Annotated in this window: 19 protein-coding genes; 7 read left to right on the forward strand and 12 right to left on the reverse strand. The window is 71.7% G+C overall.

What is annotated here, in order from left to right; genetic code table 11:
• Positions 1 to 44: 44 nt before the first annotated feature.
• A complete protein-coding gene (locus C8E84_RS14225) occupies positions 45 to 338 on the reverse strand; it encodes a WXG100 family type VII secretion target (protein ID WP_159903114.1) in 294 nt (97 codons plus the stop codon).
• 377 nt (positions 339 to 715) lie between these two features.
• Here C8E84_RS14225 and C8E84_RS14230 point away from each other — a divergent pair, with 377 nt between their 5' ends.
• On the forward strand, positions 716 to 1492 hold the full coding sequence (locus C8E84_RS14230) for a DUF4031 domain-containing protein (protein ID WP_159903115.1): 777 nt from the start codon (positions 716 to 718) through the stop codon (positions 1490 to 1492).
• Here C8E84_RS14230 and C8E84_RS14235 read toward each other — a convergent pair.
• From C8E84_RS14235 to C8E84_RS17895, 6 genes are all read right to left on the reverse strand, one after another.
• Entirely contained in the window at positions 1473 to 2186 is a 714-nt protein-coding gene (locus tag C8E84_RS14235; RefSeq protein ID WP_159903117.1) for an HD domain-containing protein, read from the reverse strand. The two genes, C8E84_RS14230 and C8E84_RS14235, sit on opposite strands and share 20 nt — an antisense overlap.
• A gap of 32 nt (positions 2187 to 2218) precedes the next feature.
• On the reverse strand, positions 2219 to 4207 hold the full coding sequence (locus tag C8E84_RS14240; RefSeq protein ID WP_159903119.1) for a DUF2339 domain-containing protein: 1989 nt from the start codon (positions 4205 to 4207) through the stop codon (positions 2219 to 2221).
• Between the two features lie 121 nt (positions 4208 to 4328).
• Positions 4329 to 5657, reverse strand: coding sequence for a S1C family serine protease (locus C8E84_RS14245; protein WP_159903121.1), 1329 nt, complete (start codon positions 5655 to 5657; stop codon positions 4329 to 4331).
• Between the two features lie 71 nt (positions 5658 to 5728).
• The gene (locus tag C8E84_RS14250; RefSeq protein WP_246196957.1) at positions 5729 to 7297 is read right to left on the reverse strand and encodes a sensor histidine kinase; all 1569 of its coding nucleotides are present in this window, start codon (positions 7295 to 7297) and stop codon (positions 5729 to 5731) included.
• A 2-nt stretch (positions 7298 to 7299) separates the two neighbouring features.
• Positions 7300 to 8013 carry a response regulator transcription factor gene (locus tag C8E84_RS14255; protein ID WP_159903123.1) on the reverse strand — a complete coding sequence of 238 codons (714 nt, stop codon included), beginning with the start codon at positions 8011 to 8013 and terminating at the stop codon, positions 7300 to 7302.
• A 225-nt stretch (positions 8014 to 8238) separates the two neighbouring features.
• Positions 8239 to 8979 (reverse strand): hypothetical protein, encoded by a 741-nt coding sequence (locus tag C8E84_RS17895; RefSeq protein WP_159903125.1) that lies wholly within the window; start codon positions 8977 to 8979, stop codon positions 8239 to 8241.
• A gap of 111 nt (positions 8980 to 9090) precedes the next feature.
• Between C8E84_RS17895 and C8E84_RS14265 the strand changes: the two genes are divergently transcribed.
• Positions 9091 to 10029: a hydroxymethylglutaryl-CoA lyase gene (locus tag C8E84_RS14265; protein ID WP_159903127.1), complete on the forward strand. Its 939-nt coding sequence runs from the start codon at positions 9091 to 9093 to the stop codon at positions 10027 to 10029.
• A 148-nt stretch (positions 10030 to 10177) separates the two neighbouring features.
• The gene (locus C8E84_RS14270; RefSeq protein WP_159903129.1) at positions 10178 to 10867 is read left to right on the forward strand and encodes a hypothetical protein; all 690 of its coding nucleotides are present in this window, start codon (positions 10178 to 10180) and stop codon (positions 10865 to 10867) included.
• On the opposite strand, the gene C8E84_RS14275 is transcribed toward C8E84_RS14270, so the two are convergent.
• Positions 10845 to 12143 carry an MFS transporter gene (locus tag C8E84_RS14275; protein ID WP_159903131.1) on the reverse strand — a complete coding sequence of 433 codons (1299 nt, stop codon included), beginning with the start codon at positions 12141 to 12143 and terminating at the stop codon, positions 10845 to 10847. The two genes, C8E84_RS14270 and C8E84_RS14275, sit on opposite strands and share 23 nt — an antisense overlap.
• Before the next feature lie 196 nt (positions 12144 to 12339).
• Here C8E84_RS14275 and C8E84_RS14280 point away from each other — a divergent pair, with 196 nt between their 5' ends.
• Entirely contained in the window at positions 12340 to 12738 is a 399-nt protein-coding gene (locus C8E84_RS14280; RefSeq protein WP_159903133.1) for a cold-shock protein, read from the forward strand.
• Positions 12735 to 13487: a DUF3027 domain-containing protein gene (locus C8E84_RS14285; protein ID WP_246196958.1), complete on the forward strand. Its 753-nt coding sequence runs from the start codon at positions 12735 to 12737 to the stop codon at positions 13485 to 13487. The genes C8E84_RS14280 and C8E84_RS14285 overlap by 4 nt, the downstream gene beginning before the upstream one ends.
• A 154-nt stretch (positions 13488 to 13641) precedes the next feature.
• Here C8E84_RS14285 and C8E84_RS14290 read toward each other — a convergent pair whose 3' ends face one another.
• A complete protein-coding gene (locus tag C8E84_RS14290) occupies positions 13642 to 13908 on the reverse strand; it encodes a DUF2530 domain-containing protein (protein ID WP_170296287.1) in 267 nt (88 codons plus the stop codon).
• Between the two features lie 175 nt (positions 13909 to 14083).
• Here C8E84_RS14290 and C8E84_RS14295 point away from each other — a divergent pair, with 175 nt between their 5' ends.
• Positions 14084 to 14575: a MarR family winged helix-turn-helix transcriptional regulator gene (locus tag C8E84_RS14295; protein WP_246196959.1), complete on the forward strand. Its 492-nt coding sequence runs from the start codon at positions 14084 to 14086 to the stop codon at positions 14573 to 14575.
• On the forward strand, positions 14572 to 15876 hold the full coding sequence (locus tag C8E84_RS14300) for an MFS transporter (protein WP_159903135.1): 1305 nt from the start codon (positions 14572 to 14574) through the stop codon (positions 15874 to 15876). Before C8E84_RS14295 ends, C8E84_RS14300 begins: the two co-directional genes overlap by 4 nt.
• 104 nt (positions 15877 to 15980) lie before the next feature.
• Here the strand turns inward: C8E84_RS14300 and serC are convergent, their stop codons facing one another.
• From serC to C8E84_RS14315, 3 genes are all read right to left on the reverse strand, one after another.
• A complete protein-coding gene (gene serC / locus C8E84_RS14305) occupies positions 15981 to 17108 on the reverse strand; it encodes a phosphoserine transaminase (RefSeq protein WP_211675604.1) in 1128 nt (375 codons plus the stop codon).
• Between the two features lie 178 nt (positions 17109 to 17286).
• The gene (locus tag C8E84_RS14310) at positions 17287 to 18405 is read right to left on the reverse strand and encodes a citrate synthase 2 (protein ID WP_159903139.1); all 1119 of its coding nucleotides are present in this window, start codon (positions 18403 to 18405) and stop codon (positions 17287 to 17289) included.
• Positions 18406 to 18466: 61 nt separating this feature from the next.
• Positions 18467 to 19399 (reverse strand): NYN domain-containing protein, encoded by a 933-nt coding sequence (locus C8E84_RS14315; RefSeq protein WP_159903141.1) that lies wholly within the window; start codon positions 19397 to 19399, stop codon positions 18467 to 18469.
• Positions 19400 to 19466: the final 67 nt, after the last annotated feature.

Genomic DNA, 19466 nt, shown 5'->3' on the forward strand with positions numbered 1-19466 from the left:
CTCAGCCGAGCTGGCGGGGGGCCGAGCTCGGCTGATGAGCGCGGTCAGGGAGTGAACATCCGCGTGGCTGCGGCCTCGGCGTCGGCGTACTGGGTGCCCGCGGCGCCGAGCACCTGGCCGATGGAGTCCAGCGAGGTGCGCACCTGCTGCTGCGTGCCCCGCCACTGCGAGACGACACCCTGGAACTGCGCCGACGCCGTGCCGGTCCACGCGTCCTGAAGGCCGTTGAGCCGGGCCATCATCGTGGCGACCTGGCCCTCGATCTCGGCGGAGATGCGCGCGATGTCGCCGGCTGCACCCGCGATGCGCTCGGTGTCGACGGTGAACTGTGCTGCCATGGGAATCCCCCTCGTTCAGGGCTGCACCCGAGTGGCGCACCCGCTGCTGACGACACTAGGACGATTCGCGACACGGCCCCGAGACTTATCCACAGGGCTGGGTCGAGGGGCGTGCCCTTGCGCATCCGGGTGCGCTGCGTATCGGTGGTGGCGGGCGGCCGGCTCGATGGCTGGGCCTTACTCCCGTCGCAGATCCTTACTCCCGATGTGCGTCGTTGCAGCAGCGCACATCGGGAGCAAGGGCGCACATCGGGAGTTGGGCCCCGCCGTCGACACCTCACCGGGTACCGAGCCGGCCGAGAGGGGGTCGGACCTGTGCCGGAACTGACCTATTGGTCACGTCCGGCACTCGCGTCGCCCCGGCCTACGATCGGGGCGTGGCCATCCTCATCGACCCGCCGCGCCCCGAGGCGCACGGCCGCCGGTGGTCGCACCTGATCAGCGACACCAGCACCGAGGAGCTGCACGCCTTCGCCCGCGCGGCCGGCATCCCCCGCAGGGCGTTCGAGGGCGACCACTACGACATCCCCGAGGAGCGCTACGCCGCCGTGGTCGCAGCCGGGGCAGAGCCGATCCCGGCACGTGACCTCGTCCGACGGCTCCAGCGCAGCGGGCTGCGCCTGCAGAAGCGCCGCGGCGACACCGGCGTCGCCAAGGTCACCGGCATCCGCTTCGTCGACGGCACGAGCGCCGACGTCGACCTCATCGCCTCCCCTCGCGAGGCCGACGAGGCACGAGTGTTCGCGGCGATGGCCTTCGTCCGCGACGACACCAGCGACTTCGTGCTCGTGCACTCCGTGCGCCGCAGCGAGTGGGGTGCACCGGGTGGCTGGCGCGAGCCGGGGGAGTCGGTGCGTCAGAACGCCGTTCGTGAGGTCCGTGAGGAGACCGGCCTGTGCGTGGCCCCCCACGACCTCATCCCGATCGGTTACGAGCGCTTCCACCACCGATCCTCCGGCGGCCTGTGGCGCGAGGGGCAGGACCTGCTCCAGGTCTACGAGGTGAGCGTCCCCGGCATCCGACCCGCCCTCACCCCTGGACTCGACGACACGTCACACCACCAGTGGGTCACCTGGGACGAGCTCGAGGCCCTGTGCTCCCGCCAGTTCTGGTGGGCGCTCGCCGAGGCGACCCTCAGCCCGCCAGCCGGGTGAGTTCGCGGGCGAGGTTCTCACGCGCCGCCGGCCCCCACGTCGACCGCGCGTACTGGGTGCGGTACACGTTGTCCCGCGCGAGGAACGGTCGCAGCACGGCAGAGCGCTCACGGGCGTAGACCGCCGCGGGCACGTGCGCGTACTCGGCGCGCACCTGGGCGCAGTACTCGTCGAACCGAACCACCGGAGCCGCGAGGATCCACAGGTCCGCGTCATGCAGCAGCACCCGGGCAGGGTCCTCACCGGCGGTGCTGCCCAGATCGTGGTGCTCGGTGTCGAGCACGGATGCCGTGACGCGCCGTCGCGTCGTCGCCGCCACCCTCAGCGCGCTCAGGTGGTGCTCGGCCAGGTCTGCGCTCGCGGCCTCGTTGCTCACGGTGGCTGCCCCTGCGGCCGCGGCTGCCCCCGACGTGCCGGGACGGTCTGGCGTCTCACGGATGACCGAGTAGACAGCGTCGTGGAACCAGGCGGCCAAAACGGCGACCGTTGCGTCCTCGGCGGAGACCGCGCGGGTGGCGCACAGCCGGTCGAGCGCTGCGAGCACCTCGCTGAGGTGGGTGAGGCCGTGGTAGCGCCGGTGCTTCTCGCTCCAGCGATTGAGCAGGTCGTGCCCCACGTCGTCGACGACCTCCCGTGGCGCCCGGGGAGCGGCCGCGGCGCAGTCGGCCACCCACCGGCGTTGGAGCGCACGCATCGGGCCACTGTGCCACCCACCACGGGCTCGCGTCACGAGGCTGGACGCGACCGCTCGTACGCCTTGGCGTAGCGGCTGCCCATCGCCAGCAGCAGCAGACCCACGGCGATGAAGGCGACCGAGCGAACGATGCCGCTCAGCGACGACAGGTCGTAGAGGAACAGCTTCGCCACGCTGACGGCGGCGAGCAGGAGGCCCGTGCGCAGCGTCAGGTCGGCGTCAGGCGAACGCTCGAGGCCGTGCAGCAGCAACCATGCGGCTCCCAGCATCCAGGTGATCGTGGCGACGGCCTGCCCGATGGTGAACCCCAGGGTCGGGTCGCCCAGTCGCGCGCCGACGAGCGTGCCAGCCGCGGCCAGGGCCGTCGCGGAGGCGGCCAGCCCCAGCACCCAGACGGCGATCCGCACCATCACGCGCAGCTCACGCCCCAGACCGCGTTGCTGGCCCATCGCCCAGACGACCATGGCGAGCACCCCGGCGAGCACGATGCTGTCCAGCAGTGCCGCCGCCATGTCGCCGCGCAGGGTGCGCGCAGACGCCGCGACGGTCAGCGGGTACTGCAGCCACCCGACGACGCCCAGGAGGGTCACACCTGCCGCCAGCGCGAGGTTCACCCGGGAACGCGTGATGCCTGCGACGGCCAGGCCCACGATCGCGAGCAGCAGCAGCCCGGTCGTGATGAACCGGGTCGGTGCGCCCGCGACGACCGCCAGCACGGCGAACACCGTGCCCGCTGCGCCCGTGGTGACGACCAGGTGGCCTGCCACGGGGCCGACCGGGCCGCGACCCAGCGTGGTTGCCGTGAGGAGCAGCGCGGCGGATGCCGTGGCGAGGGCGAGCGTGCGCGCCGGGTTGTCGAAGGTCGTCGTCGCGGCGAACAGCCCGACGGAGAGCAGCGCGACCGCGATGGAGGCGGCCACGTCGCCGCGGTCTCGGCGCACCGACAGGGTCGAGGTGAGCAGGGTGGCGCCGAGCGCGAGGCCGGCGATCGCGAGGTTGCCCACGTCGTCTGCCGTGCCACCTCCTGACACCGAGCTCACGAGCAGCGCCAGCGTCAGCGGAAGCACCCGGGCCAGGGTGAGCACCTGGGTGGTCCGGTCGCCCGAGGCCCACCAGCCGGCGAGGCAGAGGATGGCGAGGTAGCCGGTGACCACCCAGCCACCGCCCTGGGCGACCACGGGAGCCAGCACGGCCGCACCGAGCACGACGAGCACCGCGAGCAGCTCGCTGCGCCAGCTGCGGGCCAGGTGCAACCCGGCGAGCGCCACCGCACCGGCGAGGGCCAGGCCCGGCGCGGTCGGCACCCAGCCGTAGCCGGTGGTCATGGCGACGACGACGAGGTAGGCGGTGGCGACACCGGTGGCCACCAGGGCGACGGGGGCGGCCCCGACCGCTGCGGGTGCGCCCTCGACCCCTGCGGGTGTGGCTGCAGTCGTGTCGGGGGCGCCTGCGGCCGCGGCGCGTTCACGCAGGTCGGCGCGACCACTTCGCACGCCCAGCCCGATGAGCACCGCGGCGAGCAGGGCTCCGGCGGCGACGCGTGCCTCCGGGCCGAACCAGCCGCGCTGGGCGGCCAGGACGAGGAACATCGCGACCCCGGCCATGGTGATGACGGCGCCGGCGATGGCCAGCACCCGCGTCACGGCTCCCTCGCGGCGGTACCACGGCACCGCCGGGGCGGGCTGCTGCCACGGACCCTGGGGCGGCGCGGCCGGTGCCGGTGTGGCGGCGGGCGGTTGGCGCATCGCCGGGGGCTGCGGCGCCGGCGCCTGCGCGGTGAGCGACGGCGCGGTGAGCGGCGGCGCAGTGAGTGGCGGCGCGGCGGGTGCCGCCGGGGAACCTGCCGGGCGGGCGACGGGAGGGGGAACGGGAGCCGGGCGGGCGGCATCCGGGATGCCGTACCCCTCCTCGCGCTCGAGCTGGCTGCGCAGGCGGGCCAGGCCGTTGCCGACGGTGTACATGCGGGTCATCGCCTCGGCGAACTCTGTTTCGAGCTGCTGGATCTGGGCGCGGGTGCTCATGGGCACAGTCTCGCGCGCGACGAGGCTCCACACCTGAGCCTTGGCACTCAGAGTCGCGCCCAACCTGTCACGACGTCCGTCAGGCAGGCTGGTGAAGCCACCAACCTGCCGGACGTCCGGGTCAGGGGGTGGTGGAGGTCGGCTTGGCGGCGAGGGTGGTCTTGACGTCGATCGTCCTGCCGTCGCGCAGGACGGTGAGGGTGACCTCGTCACCGGCGTTGCGCTCGCGGATGTGGGCGACGAGGGAGAGGGCCGACTCGACCCGCTCGCCACCCACGGCCGTCACGACGTCGCCGACCTGGAGCCCGGCCTCGGAGGCGGGGGTGTCGGCACCGACCGAGGTGATCTCGGCGCCGGTGCGCGTGGCCGAGCCGTCGGAGGCCGAGCCGTCCTGCGGGGTCACCCCGAGGTAGGCGTGCACGGCCGTGCCCTTGGCGATGAGCTGCTCGGCGATCGAGGTGGCCTCGTTGACCGGGATCGCGAAGCCGATGCCGATGTTGCCCGACTGGCCCGAGGACGACCCGAGCGAGGCGATGGAGGAGTTGATGCCGATGAGCTGGCCCCCGGCGTTGACGAGCGCTCCACCACTGTTGCCGGGGTTGATCGCCGCAGAGGTCTGGATGGCGTTGGTGACGACGGGCTCGGCCTGCGACTGGCCCTGGCCGAACTGGTCCTGGCCGCTGCTCTCACCCTGGGTGGTGACGGGACGGTTCAGCGCGCTCACGATGCCGGTGGTGACGGTGCCGGCCAGGCCCAGCGGGTTGCCGACGGCCATGACCGGGTCTCCGACCGCGAGGGCGTCGGAGTCGCCGACGGCGATGGGCGTGAGGTTGCTGGGGTTGCCCGTGATGGTGATGACGGCCAGGTCGGTCGACGGGTCGGTGCCGCGGATCTCGGCCGCGAAGGTGCGACCGTCCGAGGTCGTCACGGTCAGTTCCTGGGCGCCGGCCACCACGTGGTTGTTGGTCAGCACGTGGCCGGAGGAGTCGATGATGACCCCGGAGCCCTGGCCGCCGCCCTGCGCAGATGTCGCGGTGATGGCGACGACGCTCGGGGCGACGGCGCTCGCGGTCGCGGTCCAGTTGGGTGCCGAGCCGTCGGCCTGGATGACCGGCGCGGTGTCGGTGTCGCGGCCGAGGGACTGCGAGGTGCCCGTGGTCGTCGCGGCGTCGGTGCCGTCGTAGGCGCCGGTGACGGCGAGCGTGCTGCCCGAGGCGATGAGGCCGGTGATCACCGCGACGGCGGTCAGCTCAGCCAGGCGACGGCCTCGCTTGGGCGCCGGGGGAGTGGTAATCGCCGGCACCGAGGGGGGGCCCGGAGGGGCCGGCGGGGCCGGGGGCCACGTCGGCACGGGCTCGGTCGGCTGGCCGAACGTCCCCACGGGGCGAGGGTCGGTGGTGGTGCCGCCTCGGGGGGCGTACCACTGGGGGGTGGGGTTCTGGTCGGTCATGGCGAACGCTCCTTCGGGCGGGGGTGACTGGCTTGACTCCAGTCAAGCCCGCCGACTTGCGAGCACTCTGATCAGTTGCTGGGAGTGCGCTGTGCGATGGGGCGCTGATGGGGCGATGACGGCCGCTGGGGCAGGCGCACGACGAAGGTGGCACCGCCCCCGGGGGTGCGCGCCACCCCGACCTGGCCCTGGTGACGGGCCACGATCGCGGCGACGATCGCCAGCCCCAGACCGCTTCCGCCGCCAGCCGTTCGGCCACGCGAGGGGTCGGCCCGGTAGAACCGTTCGAAGACCTTCGTCGCCACCTCGGGCGGGACCCCCGGCCCGTGGTCGCGCACCTCGAGGGTCGCGCCGTGCGCGTCGAGGCCGACGGCGACCTCGACAGGGGTGCCCGCCGGGGTGTGCCGCAGCGCGTTGGCGACGAGGTTGGTGACGACCTGGCGCAGCTTCGGCTCGGACCCCACGACGACCGTCGGCGCGACCGGGCCGTTGAGCCCCAGGAGGCTGATCCGACGCTCGGGGGCGCGCACGCGCGCGTCGGCCACGGCATCCGCGGCGAGCACGGTGAGGTCCACGGGAGCCAGCTCGACCTCGGGGGCGTCGTCGATGCGGGCGAGCATGAGGAGGTCCTCGACGAGACCGCTCATCCGCTCGGATTCGGCCTCGATCCGCTCCATCGCGCCGCCGACCGCCTCGGGGTCACGCACCGCGCCCTGACGGTAGAGCTCGGCGTAGCCGCGGACCGTCGCCAGCGGGGTGCGCAGCTCGTGGGAGGCGTCGGCGACGAACTGGCGCATCCGCTCCTCGCTGGCCTCTCGCACGGCGAACGAGGACTCGATGCGCGCGAGCATCGTGTTGAGGCTGCGCGACAGCGAGGTCACCTCGTCGTCGGCCTGGCGGACCGGGATGCGTTGCGTGAGGTCGCCGGCGGCGATGGCCGCGGCGGTGTCCTCGATGCGGGTGAGCGGCCGGAAGGCGCGCCGCACGGCATACCGGGCCATCGCCAGCGAGGCGAGCAGGACGAGCGTGCTGATCAGTCCCGTCGTGATGACGAGCTGGGTCACGGTGTCGTTGACGGTGTCGAGGGGGACGCCGACGGCGAAGGTGGAGTCCTCGCCGACGACCCGGCCCGCGATGAAGCGCCACTGCGGGCGGCCCCCCTCCGACGGCACGGTGAACGGCTCGCCGCTCGTCACGCGCGGGTCGTCGACGGTGAGCACGGGAAGGACCGGCCGCGCCGTCTCCCCGGTGGGCAGGCGGGTGATCGTGCCGCGGGCACCCTGGAGGTGGAACGCATACCCCGTGGGCAGCGCCGAGCCGGTGCTGCGCAGGTCGTCGAACACCTGAGTGGCCACGGGGCGAGCGACCGAGCGCAGTTCGGAATCGACCCGGTCGAGCAGGTCCGAGCGCATGAGGTAGGCCGTCGCGAGGCTCGTGAGGATGAGCGCGGCCCCGACGAGGGTCCCGACGATCGCCACGAGGCGGCGCCGCAGGGGGACCGCCTCGAGGTGGCGCACCACGCGGGCGACCGGGCCGTCCTTGGGGGTGCGCTGGTCGGATGCCGGTGGAGTGGTCGCCGGTTGGCCGGGTACGGGTTGGTCGGATGCCGGTGGGGTGGTCGCCGGGGAGGCGCTCGACACGGTCAGGCCTGGGGTGGCAGGCGCAGCACGTAGCCGACGCCCCGCTTGGTGTGGATGAGCGGGGGCAGACCCTCGATGTCGATCTTGCGGCGCAGGTAGGAGATGTAGGACTCGACGATCCCGGCCTCGCCGCGGAAGTCGTAGTCCCAGACGTGGTCGAGGATCTGTGACTTCGACAGGACCCGGTTGGGGTTGAGCATGAGGTAGCGCAGCAGCTTGAACTCGGTGGGGCTGGTCTCGATGACGCGACCGGCGCGACGAACCTCGTGCGAGTCCTCGTCGAGTTCGAGGTCCTCGAAGGTCAGCACGAGGCTGTCCTGCTCGGCATCGCCCCGGGTGCGGCGCAGGACGGCTCGGATGCGCGCGACGACCTCCTCGAGGCTGAACGGCTTCGTGACGTAGTCGTCGCCGCCGACGGTCAGGCCCTTGATCTTGTCGTCGACGGAGTCGCGGGCCGTGACGAACACGATGGGCAGCTGGCGGCCCTGTTCGCGCAGCCGGCGGGTGACGGTGAACCCGTCCATGTCGGGGAGCATGACGTCGAGGACGCACAGGTCGGGGTCGTGGGAGTCGGCCACGCGCAGCGCCTCGGTGCCGCTGGCCGCGGTGGCGACGTCGAACCCGGCGTAGCGCAGCGACGTCGCGAGCAGTTCGCGGATGTTGGGCTCGTCCTCGACGACGAGCAGGCGGGCCTCGGGCGTCGGGGTGCTGGTCACGGGGTCAGTCTGGCGCGTGATCCTGTGAGTTCGCTGGACATCGGCTGAACTCGATGGCCGCGATGGGGTGCTTGCCGCCGAGCCCGGCCCGGCGAGCGCAGGAGTTCGATCCAGACGCAGCACTTCGATTCGGACGCAGCACTTCGATTCGGACGCAGGAGTTCGGAGCGCGACCGGTAATTGCTGCGTGCGATCTGAACTTCTGCGTTCAGATGCGCCTGATCGTCAGTACGAGCTGTCGTACTCGTAGTCGGAGTAGCCGCCGTCGTCGAACCAGCCTGCTGAGCCGGCCGCGAAGAAGCCGATCGCCGCCAGGACGGCAAGCGCCACGCAGATGCCGAAGGCGATCCAGCCGTACTTGGCCATCTTCGCCGATTGCACCGGGTCGCTCGACTGCTTGGACAGCGCGATGATGCCGAAGATCAGCGAAGGGAGGGTGATCAGGCAGCAGGACAGGGCGCCGATCGCGGAGATGATCGTCAGGGCCAACGCGCTGCCGTTGGTCTGAGGAGCCGCTGCGTACGGCCCCGGGCCATAGCCCGGCTGGGGCTTCCCGTAGGCCGGGGGAGCACCGTACGGGTCCGGCTGCTGCCCGTACGGGGATGCCGGCTGGCCGTACGGGGTGGGCTGGCTCCCGTAGGCAGGGGGTTGGGCGTAGGGGTTGGCCTGCGCGCCGTAGGCAGGGGGCTGCGCGTACGGATCGGTCTGCTGACCGTAGGCGGGAGGCGGACCGTAAGCCGGGGGCTGCCCGTAGGCGGGTGGCTGCTGAGCGTCGTACGGCGAGGGCGGAGCCTCGGCCGACGCAGGGGGAGCCTCGTACGGTGAGGGCTGCGCCACCTGGGGGGCCGGTGCGTCGGGCGCCGGGTCGCTGGACGGTGACTCGGGTGCGGGTGCCGACCACCCGGCATCCGAGGGTGCCGTCGGGTCCATCGGAGTGTCCTGCGGCCGATCCGTGCTGTCGCTCATCGTTGTCCCTCGAGTCCTGCGTCGTCCCCCAGCGACACCGGATGGCGCGCCGAGACGAGGGTAGAGCGTGCGGGCGTCGCCACGAAGCGTGCGGCGTGTCAGGATCGGCGGGTGAGACTTCCGCTGCCGCAGGTCGAGCCCGACGCAACCCTGCCCGACTCCGTGACGATCTACGAGGTCGGGCCACGAGACGGCCTCCAGAACGAGTCGTCGGTGGTGCCCGCGGAGGTGAAGGCCGAGTTCGTGCGCCGCCTGGCCGGCGCGGGTCTGGGCACGATCGAGACCACGTCGTTCGTCGACCCCCGCTGGGTGCCGCAGCTGGCTGATGCCGAGGAGGTGCTCGGCCTGCTCGACGAGCAGGGGCGCGGTGCGCAGCGACCCGTGCTCGTGCCCAACGAGCGTGGGCTGGACCGGGCGCTGGCCGCGGGTGTGGGGGCGGTCGCGGTGTTCGGCAGCGCCACCGAGACGTTCGCCCGCAAGAACCTCAACCGCAGCGTCGAGGAGTCGCTGGCCATGTTCGCGCCGGTCGTCGAGCGTGCTCGGGCCGAGGGGCTGTGGGTTCGCGGCTACGTCTCGATGTGTTTCGGCGACCCGTGGGAGGGCCCCGTGCCGGTGGAGCAGGTCGTCGAGGTGTGCCGGCGACTGATGGACCTGGGCTGCGACCAGCTCTCGCTCGGCGACACGATCGGGGTCGGCACGGTGGGCCATGTGCACCGGCTGCTGGCGGGGTTGGATGCCGTGGGCATCACCGTTGACCGCGTCGGGGTGCACTTCCACGACACCTACGGGCAGGCGCTGTCGAACACGCTGGCGGCACTGCGGGAGGGGGTCACCGTCGTCGACGCCGCCGCGGGGGGGCTCGGGGGCTGCCCGTACGCCAAGTCCGCGACGGGCAACCTCGCCACGGAGGACCTCGTGTGGGCGCTCGATGGCGCTGGGGTACACACCGGCGTCGACCTCGATGCACTGGTGGCCACCAGTGCGTGGATGGCCGGACACCTCGGCCGGCCGTCGCCCTCGCGGGTCGTGCGTGCCCTCACCGGCGCCTGACCTGCTGAGGTGTCCCGGTGCACGGCCTCGACTGTGATGTGAACTGCCTGTGAGTCTGTGCTGAGGTCGGGACTTTCGCTGCCTGCGGGTGGTTCATGGCGGTATGAGTGACCCGGCCGCCCCCGCCCCCCAGCCCGGCTCTGCACCTGTGAGTCCGCCAGCACCTGCGCCCGACCCGAGCTCGCACGGGTGGTTCGCCCGGGCGGCGTCCACGACCGGGGGCCAGGTCGCCCTCGTGCTGGGTGCCGTGTTCACGACCCTGCTGCTGGTGACGGGGGTTGGTCTGGCGACCGCGGCGGTCGTCGGCGGCGTCCTGTACGCCCACGGCGACGATGGGCGGATGCCGGTGTCTGATCGTGGACCCGGTCAGGGCAAGGGGCTGGCGCTCGGTCACGACAAGCAGCGGGGGATGGGTCGCGGGGACGACCAGGGCCAGGGCCGGGGCGAGGCCGAGGGCGCACCGGGTCGCGGGAACGGCAACGGCAAGGGTGGCCCCGGCGCCGGGCAGGGTCAGGGCAACGGCCGTGGAGCGCCCGGCATGGGCAACGGCATGGGGATGGGGCGGCAGGGCCTGGGCGCGCCGGACGTGCTGCACGGGGAGTTCACGACGAACGTCACCGGCACCCCGACCGTCATGGTCGTGCAGTCGGGTCAGGTCACGGCGTACACCGCCGGCAAGAGCCTCACGGTCAGGAGTTCGGACGGCTTCGAGGCCACCTACGCCCTGGACGAGGCCGTCGCCTCGATGCGTGGCGCGGCCGACCTCGCGGCGGGAGCCCAGGTGCAGGTCATCGCAGCCAAGGAGGGGATGAAGGTCACTCGCCTGTCGGTGGAGTGAGGCCGTTGACCTCGGGGGTGATGCGGCGCTCGAGCGCCAGCGCCAGCAGGGCGACGACCGCGAGGCAGGCGATGAGCAGGCCGATGAACACCCCGGCGAGCTCGCGGTCCAGCAGCACCCCGGCGACGATGGGCGCCGTGATGGCCCCGCCCTGGAACGCCCCCGATGACACCGCGTTGAACCGTCCGCGATCCCGGTCGCTGGCGAGGTCGTTGACGATCGCAGGCACGGTGGGTTGCAGCATCGTCTCGCCGAGGCCGAAGAAGACGTGGAACACGATGACCCCGGCAGCCGCTGCGAGCGTTCCGGCGACCAGGCCGGTGGCGCCGAGGATGAGCCACGCCGCCGCCCACAGCGCCACCAACCCCAGGAAGACCCGCGTGCGGCGACGGCCGTCGATGATCCGCAGCACGAGGAACTGCATGCCCACGATCACTGCGGTGTTCGCCGCGAACGCCAGGCCGATGGTGCGCGTCGACACCTCGCTGACCTCGCGGGCGAAGGCCGGGAACCCAGCCTCCATCTGGCCGTAACCGACGAAGCTCGACAGGAACGTCAGTGCGGTGATCCACACGACCGCGGGGTTGCGCAGGATCGTCAGATAGCTGACGCCGGGCGCGTCGGATGCCGTGTCCTGTGGGCCGCTGTGCGCGCCGGCCGGGGGTGGGCCGCCGGTTCGTCGCAACGGCCCGAGGAGCAGGGCGATGGGGATCAGCATGCAGGCAGCGTCGGCAAGGAAGATCGCCGTGAAGGTCGCAGGGCGGTCGACGTCGGTGAGGAAGCCGCTGAGCACCCCACCGATGCCGATCCCGAGGTTGACCAGGGCGAAGTTGATGCCGAAGAACTGGGTGCGCAGGGGACCGGAGACGATGCTCGAGGTCAGGGCGTTGAAGCCGGGCCAGCCGATGCCGAAGCTGATGCCGATCAGGGTGAACGCGGCGACGAAGGCCGGCACCGAGGTCGCGAAGGCCAGGATCACCGCCCCGACCAGCTGGGCGAGGTTGCCCCAGATCACCATGACGCGAGAGCCCAGACGGTCGATCAGGGCACCGACCGGGCCGGTCACGACGAGTGCGACCCCGGCGATGAGGCTCATCAGCAGCCCGGCCACATCGAGCTCGATGCCGCGCACCTCGTGCACGTAGATGATCGTGAACGGCAGGGTCATCCCCCGGCCGAGCGTCGAGATCGCGGTGGTCGAGAGCAGCCACCGCCCGGGAGTCGGGAGCGACTCCCAGAAGCCCCGCAGGGTGAGGCGCGAGGCGGTGGTGTCCATGGCGCACACCGTGCCATGACGCGGTGACAGCGGCGACCGGGTTTCCTGAGCGACCACACAAGGCCCCGCGAAACCACGCGACGCACACGGCATCCGGGCGTTCGATCAACGCAGGCGCGCGGGAGGGTGGGGACCGGTTAGCCTTGAGGTTGCGCCCGCTCGGGCGTTCTCCGCGATCTGGACAATGAGGTGGACCGTGCCGACTGGCAAGGTGAAGTTCTACGACGCCGACAAGGGTTTCGGCTTCGTCGCCGGCGACTCCGGCGAGGGTGACGTGTTCGTCCCGTCGAGCGCACTGCCCCAGGGCGTGACCGGCCTCAAGGGCGGTCAACGCATCGAGTTCAGCATCGCCGAGGGCCGGCGCGGCGCCCAGGCCCTGTCCGTGCGGCTGCTCGACCCCACGCCCTCGGTGGCGGACAACCGTCGAGTGGCCGGGCGCAAGCCCGCCGACGAGATGGTCGTCATCGTCGAGGACGTCATCAAGCTGCTCGACTCGGTCTCCGAGGGGCTGCGCCGCGGCCACTACCCCGACAAGGCCCACGGCAACAAGATCGCCCAGGTGCTGCACGCGGTGGCGGGCGACCTCGAGCTGTGAGCACCGCGGTGAAGTCGGCCGTGAAGACGGACGCGACGCTCGCGGCGGCGGTCGAGACCGCGCGCGAGGCGGCCGTGTCGATCGCCGAGGCAGATGCCGTCGGCGCCCACCTCGGCATGGAGATGGTGCAGGACCGGGTCGCCACTCACTACTTCGAGTGTGCCGCCCTGGCCTACCGCGGGTGGCGCTGGGCGATCACCGTTGCCCGGGTGCCCCGCTCGAAGACCGTGACGGTCAGCGAGACCAACCTCGTGCCCGGCGAGGAGTCGCTGCTGTCTCCGCAGTGGCTGCCCTACGCCGAGCGGCTGGCCCCGGGTGACGTCGGCCCCGGTGACGTCACCCCGCTCATTGCCGATGACCCGATGCTCGTTGCCGGGTTCGAGGCCACGGGCGACGACGACGTCGACCAGGTCGCGATCTGGGAGCTCGGTCTCGGTCGTGCTCGTGTGCTGTCCGCCGAAGGGCGTGAGGCGGCGGCGCGCCGCTGGTACGAGGGGGAGTCGGGGCCGAGCGCGCCGATCGCCGTCAAAGCACCGGCGCCGTGTTCGTCGTGCGGGTTCTTCGTGCCGATGGCCGGCGCCCTGCGTTCGGTCTTCGGGGTCTGCGCGAGCGAGTGGTCCCCCTCGGACGGTCGTGTCGTCAGCCTGGACCACGGCTGTGGCGCACACTCCGAGGTCGACATGGACGCTCCCGAGCCCGAGCGGGTCACTGCGCCGATCCTCGATGACTTCGAGCTCGACCCCGTCTGACGGCCACTCAAACAGTCGAGAGTAGGCGAATCGCCGCGAGCCCTGTGGGGCGCGCGGCGATTCGCCTACTCTCGACGGGAGGGGTGGGCGCGACGGGAGGGGTGGGCGCGACGGGAGGGGTGAGCGGATGCCGTGCCACGGCATCCGCTCTCGGTCACGTGGGGTCGTCGACGCCCTGGGTGCGGCTGACGTACCACCAGGCGAAGGCGCCGAGCCCCAGCCCGCTGACACAGGCCCAGGGCCACCACGAGCGCTCGCCCGTGTGCAGATCCGGGACGAGCAGGGTGACGACGAGGGCAACCGCCCAGATCGCGGTGCCGACGAGGACGATCGTGCGGGTCGGCACGATGAGCGGGTCAACCGGCGCGGACTTCCCGAGAGGGGTCGCGCGCTGCTCGGGAGCCGGGTCCGTCGGGGTCACCCGCCCACTGTAACCGCGGTCCCGCGTGTGTACCGAGATCGACCAATAGGTCGATGTAGGTACGGAGGAGGGTGTACCCCGAGTGACCTATTGGTCGGTGTGGGTACGGAGGGAATGGTTAGCGCAGGTAATGAGTTTGGGTAAGTATCTGACTTCCCTGTCTGAGGAGACCTCCATGAGCCCCATCACCGCTCCGGTGGCACCCTCGTCGACGCAGACCTCCCCGACCGCGGCACCCCGGCCGATGACCCGCGCCCAGCGCGACCGGCTCACCAGTGACCTGCGGATGGCCTGCATGCGGATCGCCCGTCGGGTGCGCTTCGAGAGCGACGCCCTCGTGGCGCCGCACCAGTTCTCCGTACTCGTCCGGCTCGAGGAGCGGCCCAGCACCCCCAAGGACCTCGCCACCATCGAGAAGGTCAGCGCCCCGAGCATGACCCGCACCGTCAACGCCCTCGTCGACCTCGGGCTCGTCGCCCGCGCCGACGACCCCACCGACGGTCGCCAGGTCATCCTGTCGCTGACCCCGGCCGGTCTGGAGACCATCAAGGAGACCCGCCGCAGGCGCCACCAGTGGTTCGCCAGCCGGCTCGAGACCCTCACCGACGACGAGCGCGCCCTGTTGGTGCAGGCCACCGCGCTGCTGGAACGGGTGGCTGCCGAATGAGTCCGACCTTCACCTCGTTCGAGGTCCGCAACTACCGCATCTGGTTCGCCGGTGCCCTCGTGTCGAACGTCGGCACCTGGATGGGGCGGGTCGGCCAGGACTGGCTCGTGCTCACCGTGCTCACCGCAGGCTCGGCGACCGCCCTCGGTGTCGTCACCGGGCTGCAGTTCCTGCCGTTCCTGCTGCTGGCCCCGTGGGCCGGGTTGATCGCCGACCGCTTTCCCAAGCGCCGCACGCTGTTGCTGACCCAGACCATGCTGGCCGTCTCGAGTCTGCTGCTCGGGGTGCTCGCCGTCACCGGCCTCGCCCAGCTCTGGCACGTCTACGTGATCGCCCTGCTCCAAGGCGTGACGACGGCCATCGACAACCCCGCCCGTCAGGCCTTCGTCTCCGAGATGGTGCCGAACGACAAGCTCGCGAATGCCGTGTCGCTCAACTCGGCATCCTTCAACCTCGGTCGCCTCATCGGGCCGGGCGTCGCCGGACTCGTCATCGCCGCGTGGGGCACCGGTCAGGCGCTGCTGCTCAACACCGTGACCTTCGTGTTCGTCATCGCAGCCCTGCTCCTGCTGCGTGCCAACGAGCTCAGGCCCGCGCCGCTCGCGAAGGCGCGTGGCGGCATCCGAGAGGGTTTCGCCTACGTCCGGGACCGTGGCGACCTCCAGCTCGTCATGCTGCTCGTCTTCGTGCTCGGCACGTTCGGGATGAACTTCCAGATCACCATGGCGCTGATGGCGACCAAGGTGTTCGACAAGGGGGCCGGTGAGTTCGGGCTGCTCGGCTCGATCATGGCCATCGGTTCGCTGGCCGCCGCTCTGGGCTCGGCGCGCCGCAAGACGCCGCGCCTGCGGGTGCTGCTCGTCTCCCTCGTGGCGTTCGCCGTGGCCGCGACGGTGGCGGCGATGGCCCCGACGTACTGGACGTTCGCCCTGGCCCTGGTGCCCGTCGGGTTCTCGGCGCTCACGGCGCTGACGACGGCGAACGCCATGGTCCAGACCCGGGTGGCGCCCGAGATGCGCGGTCGCGTCATGGCGCTCTACATGGCGATCTTCATGGGTGGGACCCCCGCGGGGGCACCGCTCATCGGGTGGATCTCCGAGACGTTCGGGCCCCGCTGGACCATCGGCATCGGGGCGGTGGCGATGGGGATCACGCTGGTCGGTGTGTCCGTGTGGCTCGCGAGGTCGCAGAATGTGCGCGTGAGCTACGAGTCGCAACGACGTCCGAGGGTGCGGGTCGCCGTCACCAGCCTGGCGACGCCGGCAGCGTCGATCGCCCCGGTACCGGAGCCGGCTCGATGACCCCGCTGTTCCGGCGGCGGATGACTCTCGGTGTGCTCGGCGTGCTGATCGCCGTGGCCGCCGTCTACGCGCTCACCCGCTGACCCACGCGGGATGGGGGCGGCTCAGCCCAGGTGCTCGACGACGTGCTCGATGCAGCCGATGAGCTTGCTGATGTCGTCGGGCTCGACCGCCGGGAAGCAGGCCACCCGCAGCTGGTTGCGGCCGAGCTTGCGGTAGGGCTCGACGTCCACGACACCGTTGGCGCGCAGCGTCTTGGCGATGGCCGAGGCGTCGATCGCGTCGTCGAAGTCGATGGTCGCGACGACCTGCGAGCGGTTCGCGGGGTCGGTGACGTACGGCGTGGCGTAGCTGCTCGCGTCGGCCCAGTCGTAGAGCCGGCCCGAGGAGTCCTTGGTGCGAGCGCTCGCCCACTCCAGACCGCCCTGCCCGTTGAGCCACTGCACCTGGTTGGCGAGCATGGCCAGGGTCGCCAGCGCCGGGGTGTTGTACGTCTGCTCGAGTCGGCTGTTGCTGATCGCCGTCGGCAGGCTGAAGAAGTCGGGGACCCACCGGCCGGATGCCGTGATCTCCTCCACGCGGGCGAGCGCGGCGGGCGAGAACAGGGCGATCCACAGGCCACCGTCGGAGCCGAAGGACTTCTGCGGGGCGAAGTAGTAGACGTCGCTCTGGGCCACGTCGACGGGGAGCCCACCGGCACCCGAGGTGGCGTCGATGAGCACGAGGGCGTCGGCATCCGCACCCTCGACCCGGTGCACGGGAGCCATGACACCGGTGCTGGTCTCGTTGTGCGCCCAGGCATAGACGTCGACGCCGGCCTCGGCGCGCGGCTGCGGGCGGGTGCCCGGCTCGCTGGAGATCACCGTCGGCTCACCGAGGAACGGGGCGTTCTTCGTCACGGTGGCGAACTTGCTCGAGAACTCACCGAAGGTCAGGTGCTGGGCGCGCTCGCGCACGAGGCCGAACGCGGCGACGTCCCAGAACGCCGTCGCGCCGCCGTTGCCCAGGACGACCTCGTAGCCCTCGGGCAGCGAGAAGAAGTCAGCCAGGCCCGAGCGGACCTGGGCGACGATGTCGCGCACCGGCTTCTGCCGGTGGGAAGTGCCCATGACCGTGGTGGCGATCGCGCTGAGGGCCTCGATCTGGGCCGGGCGGACCTTCGAGGGGCCCGAGCCGAAACGGCCGTCAGCCGGAAGCAGGTCGGCGGGGATGGTGATCGGGGCGTCGCTCACGAGGGTTCTCCAGATCGGCGTGGGGTGAGTCGTGGTTGCGGTCATCCGCTGCGGTGAGGAAGCGGGACACGGTGACTGCGGGCCGACGTCGTCGGCGACCCGTGACCGGCATCCATCTTCACCCACGATGCCCGGATGCCGGACGTGAGTTCCAGCACGTGGAACTCCTCAGCGGTCCTCAGCGCTGCGGGTCGAACCCGGAGACGTCCTCGAGGGGGCGCGGACCGGGACCGACGTAGCGCGAGCTCGGCCGGATGAGCCGCCCGGTGCGCTTCTGCTCGAGCACGTGGGCCGACCAGCCGGCCGTGCGGGCCGCTGCGAAGAGCGGGGTCATCATCGTGCCGGGGACGTCGGCGAAGTCGAGCAGCACCGCGGCCCAGTAGTCGACGTTGGTCTCCATGCGCCGCTCGGGGTAGCGCTCGGCCAGCTCGGCGATGGCCGCCTTCTCGAGCTCGAGGGCGACCTCGTAGCGGGGGGCGCCCAGGCGCTGACAGGTGTCACGCAGCACCGCGGCCCGCGGGTCGTACGCCCGGTAGACCCGGTGCCCGAAGCCCATGAGGCGTTCCTTGCGGTCGAGCACCTCCTTGACGTAGCGGCGCGCGTCGCCCATCTGCTCGACGCCCTCGATCATGTGCTGGGCCCGGCTCGGGGCCCCGCCGTGGAGGGGGCCCGAGAGGGCGCCGATCGCGCCCGAGAGGCACGCCGCGGCATCCGCGCCGGTCGAGGCGATGACGCGGGCGGTGAACGTCGAGGCGTTCATGCCGTGCTCGGCCGCGGAGATGAAGTACGCGTCGATGGCCTCGACGTGCTTGGGGTCGGGCTCGCCGCGCCAGCGGATCATGAAGCGCTCGGCGATCGTGCGGCCCTTGTCGACCTCGCTCTGGGGCACCATCGGGGTGGCCTGGCCATGAGCCGACTGGCCGATGAACGAGATGGCCATGACCGAGGCCCGGGCCAGGTTGTCGCGCACCTCGGCGTCGTCGATGTCCAGGAGCGGCTTGAACCCCCACACCGGGGCCAGCTGGGCCAGCGCCGACTGCACGTCGACCCGGATGTCGCCGGAGTGCACCGGCAGCGGGAACGGCTCGGCGGGCGGCAGGCCCGGGTCGAACTCGTTGTCGACGAGCAGCCCCCAGACCTGGCCGAAGGAGACCCGGCCGACGAGGTCCTTGAGGTCGACGCCGCGATAGCGCAGCGCCCCGCCCTCCTTGTCGGGTTCGGCGATCTCGGACTCGAACGCGATGACGCCTTCGAGCCCGGGACGGAAGTCGGGGTCGGTCGTTGCTGCAGTGCTCATGGGGATCCCCAATCGTGTGCCGGTCGCCGTTGTCGGGCGGCCCCATTGTGCACGCCGCGCGTCAGTTGGCCCCACCGGCCGTCCCGTGGGTGGACATCCGTCGGTCCCTGACGGACATGGCTGGAGCGCCGACGTCGCGCAGCTCGAACAGGTCGGTCGCTTCGAGCAACTTGCTCAGCTTGGCGTAGCCGTAGTTGCGCGGGTCGAACGAGCTCTGGTTGGAGATGCGCTGCCCGACCGTGCTGACCCGGGCCCAGCCGGCGTCGTCTGCGGCACCTTCGACGGTGCGGCGCAGGAGGGCGACCAGCTTGGCGTCGCTGCGCAGCTGGTTGCGCGTGAGTCGGGCGGGTGTCTCGGGGGTGGCGGCCCGTTCGGTCGCCTTCTCCGCGGCGGTTTCGGCGGCCTTCTCCGCGGCCTTCTCCGCGGCTGCGAGGGTGGCTGCCTTCTTGCGCGCCGTCGTCTTCTTCGCGGGCGCAGTGGCGGATGCCGCGGACGCCGCGGGCTCCCCAGGTGCCGGCTCGGGCGCGACCGGTGCCACGGCATCCGGCAGTGGGCTCGCCGCTGCGAGGCGGTTGAGCACGAGGAAGCGCGTGCAGGCGCTCTGGAACGGCTGCGGCGTCTTGGCGTCGCCGAACCCGTAGACCTTGGCGCCGTGCTCGCGCAGGTGCATGACGAGCGGCGTGAAGTCGGCGTCGGAGGAGGCGATGGCGAACCAGTCGGGCCGCTGGGTGTGCAGGATCTCGACGGCGTCGACGGCCAGGGCGATGTCGCTGGCGTTCTTGCCCTTGCTGGGGTCGAACTGCTGCACGGGGCGGATCGCGTTGTCGTGCAACACCTCCTGCCACGACTTCAGGCCGGTCTTGGTCCAGTTGCCGTACGCCCGCCGGATGTTGGTCTCCCCGTGCCGCGAGAGCTCGTCGAGGATGACGTCGATGCGCGCTGCCGTCGCGTTGTCAGCGTCGATGAGCAGGGCGATCTGGTCGGGCTTGTCCATGCCCGGACCCTATGCCCGGCCCCGTGAACTTTCTCGCCCGATGCTGCAAGGTTCAGGTCCGCCCCAC

Source organism: Ornithinibacter aureus (assembly GCF_009858245.1).
GTDB lineage: Bacteria > Actinomycetota > Actinomycetes > Actinomycetales > Dermatophilaceae > Fodinibacter > Fodinibacter aureus.

Coding starts and splice junctions, on each gene's coding strand:
- C8E84_RS14295 (WP_246196959.1), top strand. CDS start 14,084: ATGAGCCCCATCACCGCTCCGGTGGCACCCTCGTCGACGCAGACCTCC.
- C8E84_RS14235 (WP_159903117.1), bottom strand. CDS start 2,186: ATGCGTGCGCTCCAACGCCGGTGGGTGGCCGACTGCGCCGCGGCCGCT.
- C8E84_RS14300 (WP_159903135.1), top strand. CDS start 14,572: ATGAGTCCGACCTTCACCTCGTTCGAGGTCCGCAACTACCGCATCTGG.
- C8E84_RS14315 (WP_159903141.1), bottom strand. CDS start 19,399: ATGGACAAGCCCGACCAGATCGCCCTGCTCATCGACGCTGACAACGCG.
- C8E84_RS14310 (WP_159903139.1), bottom strand. CDS start 18,405: ATGAGCACTGCAGCAACGACCGACCCCGACTTCCGTCCCGGGCTCGAA.
- C8E84_RS14225 (WP_159903114.1), bottom strand. CDS start 338: ATGGCAGCACAGTTCACCGTCGACACCGAGCGCATCGCGGGTGCAGCC.
- C8E84_RS14245 (WP_159903121.1), bottom strand. CDS start 5,657: ATGACCGACCAGAACCCCACCCCCCAGTGGTACGCCCCCCGAGGCGGC.
- C8E84_RS14240 (WP_159903119.1), bottom strand. CDS start 4,207: ATGAGCACCCGCGCCCAGATCCAGCAGCTCGAAACAGAGTTCGCCGAG.
- C8E84_RS14275 (WP_159903131.1), bottom strand. CDS start 12,143: ATGGACACCACCGCCTCGCGCCTCACCCTGCGGGGCTTCTGGGAGTCG.
- C8E84_RS17895 (WP_159903125.1), bottom strand. CDS start 8,979: ATGAGCGACAGCACGGATCGGCCGCAGGACACTCCGATGGACCCGACG.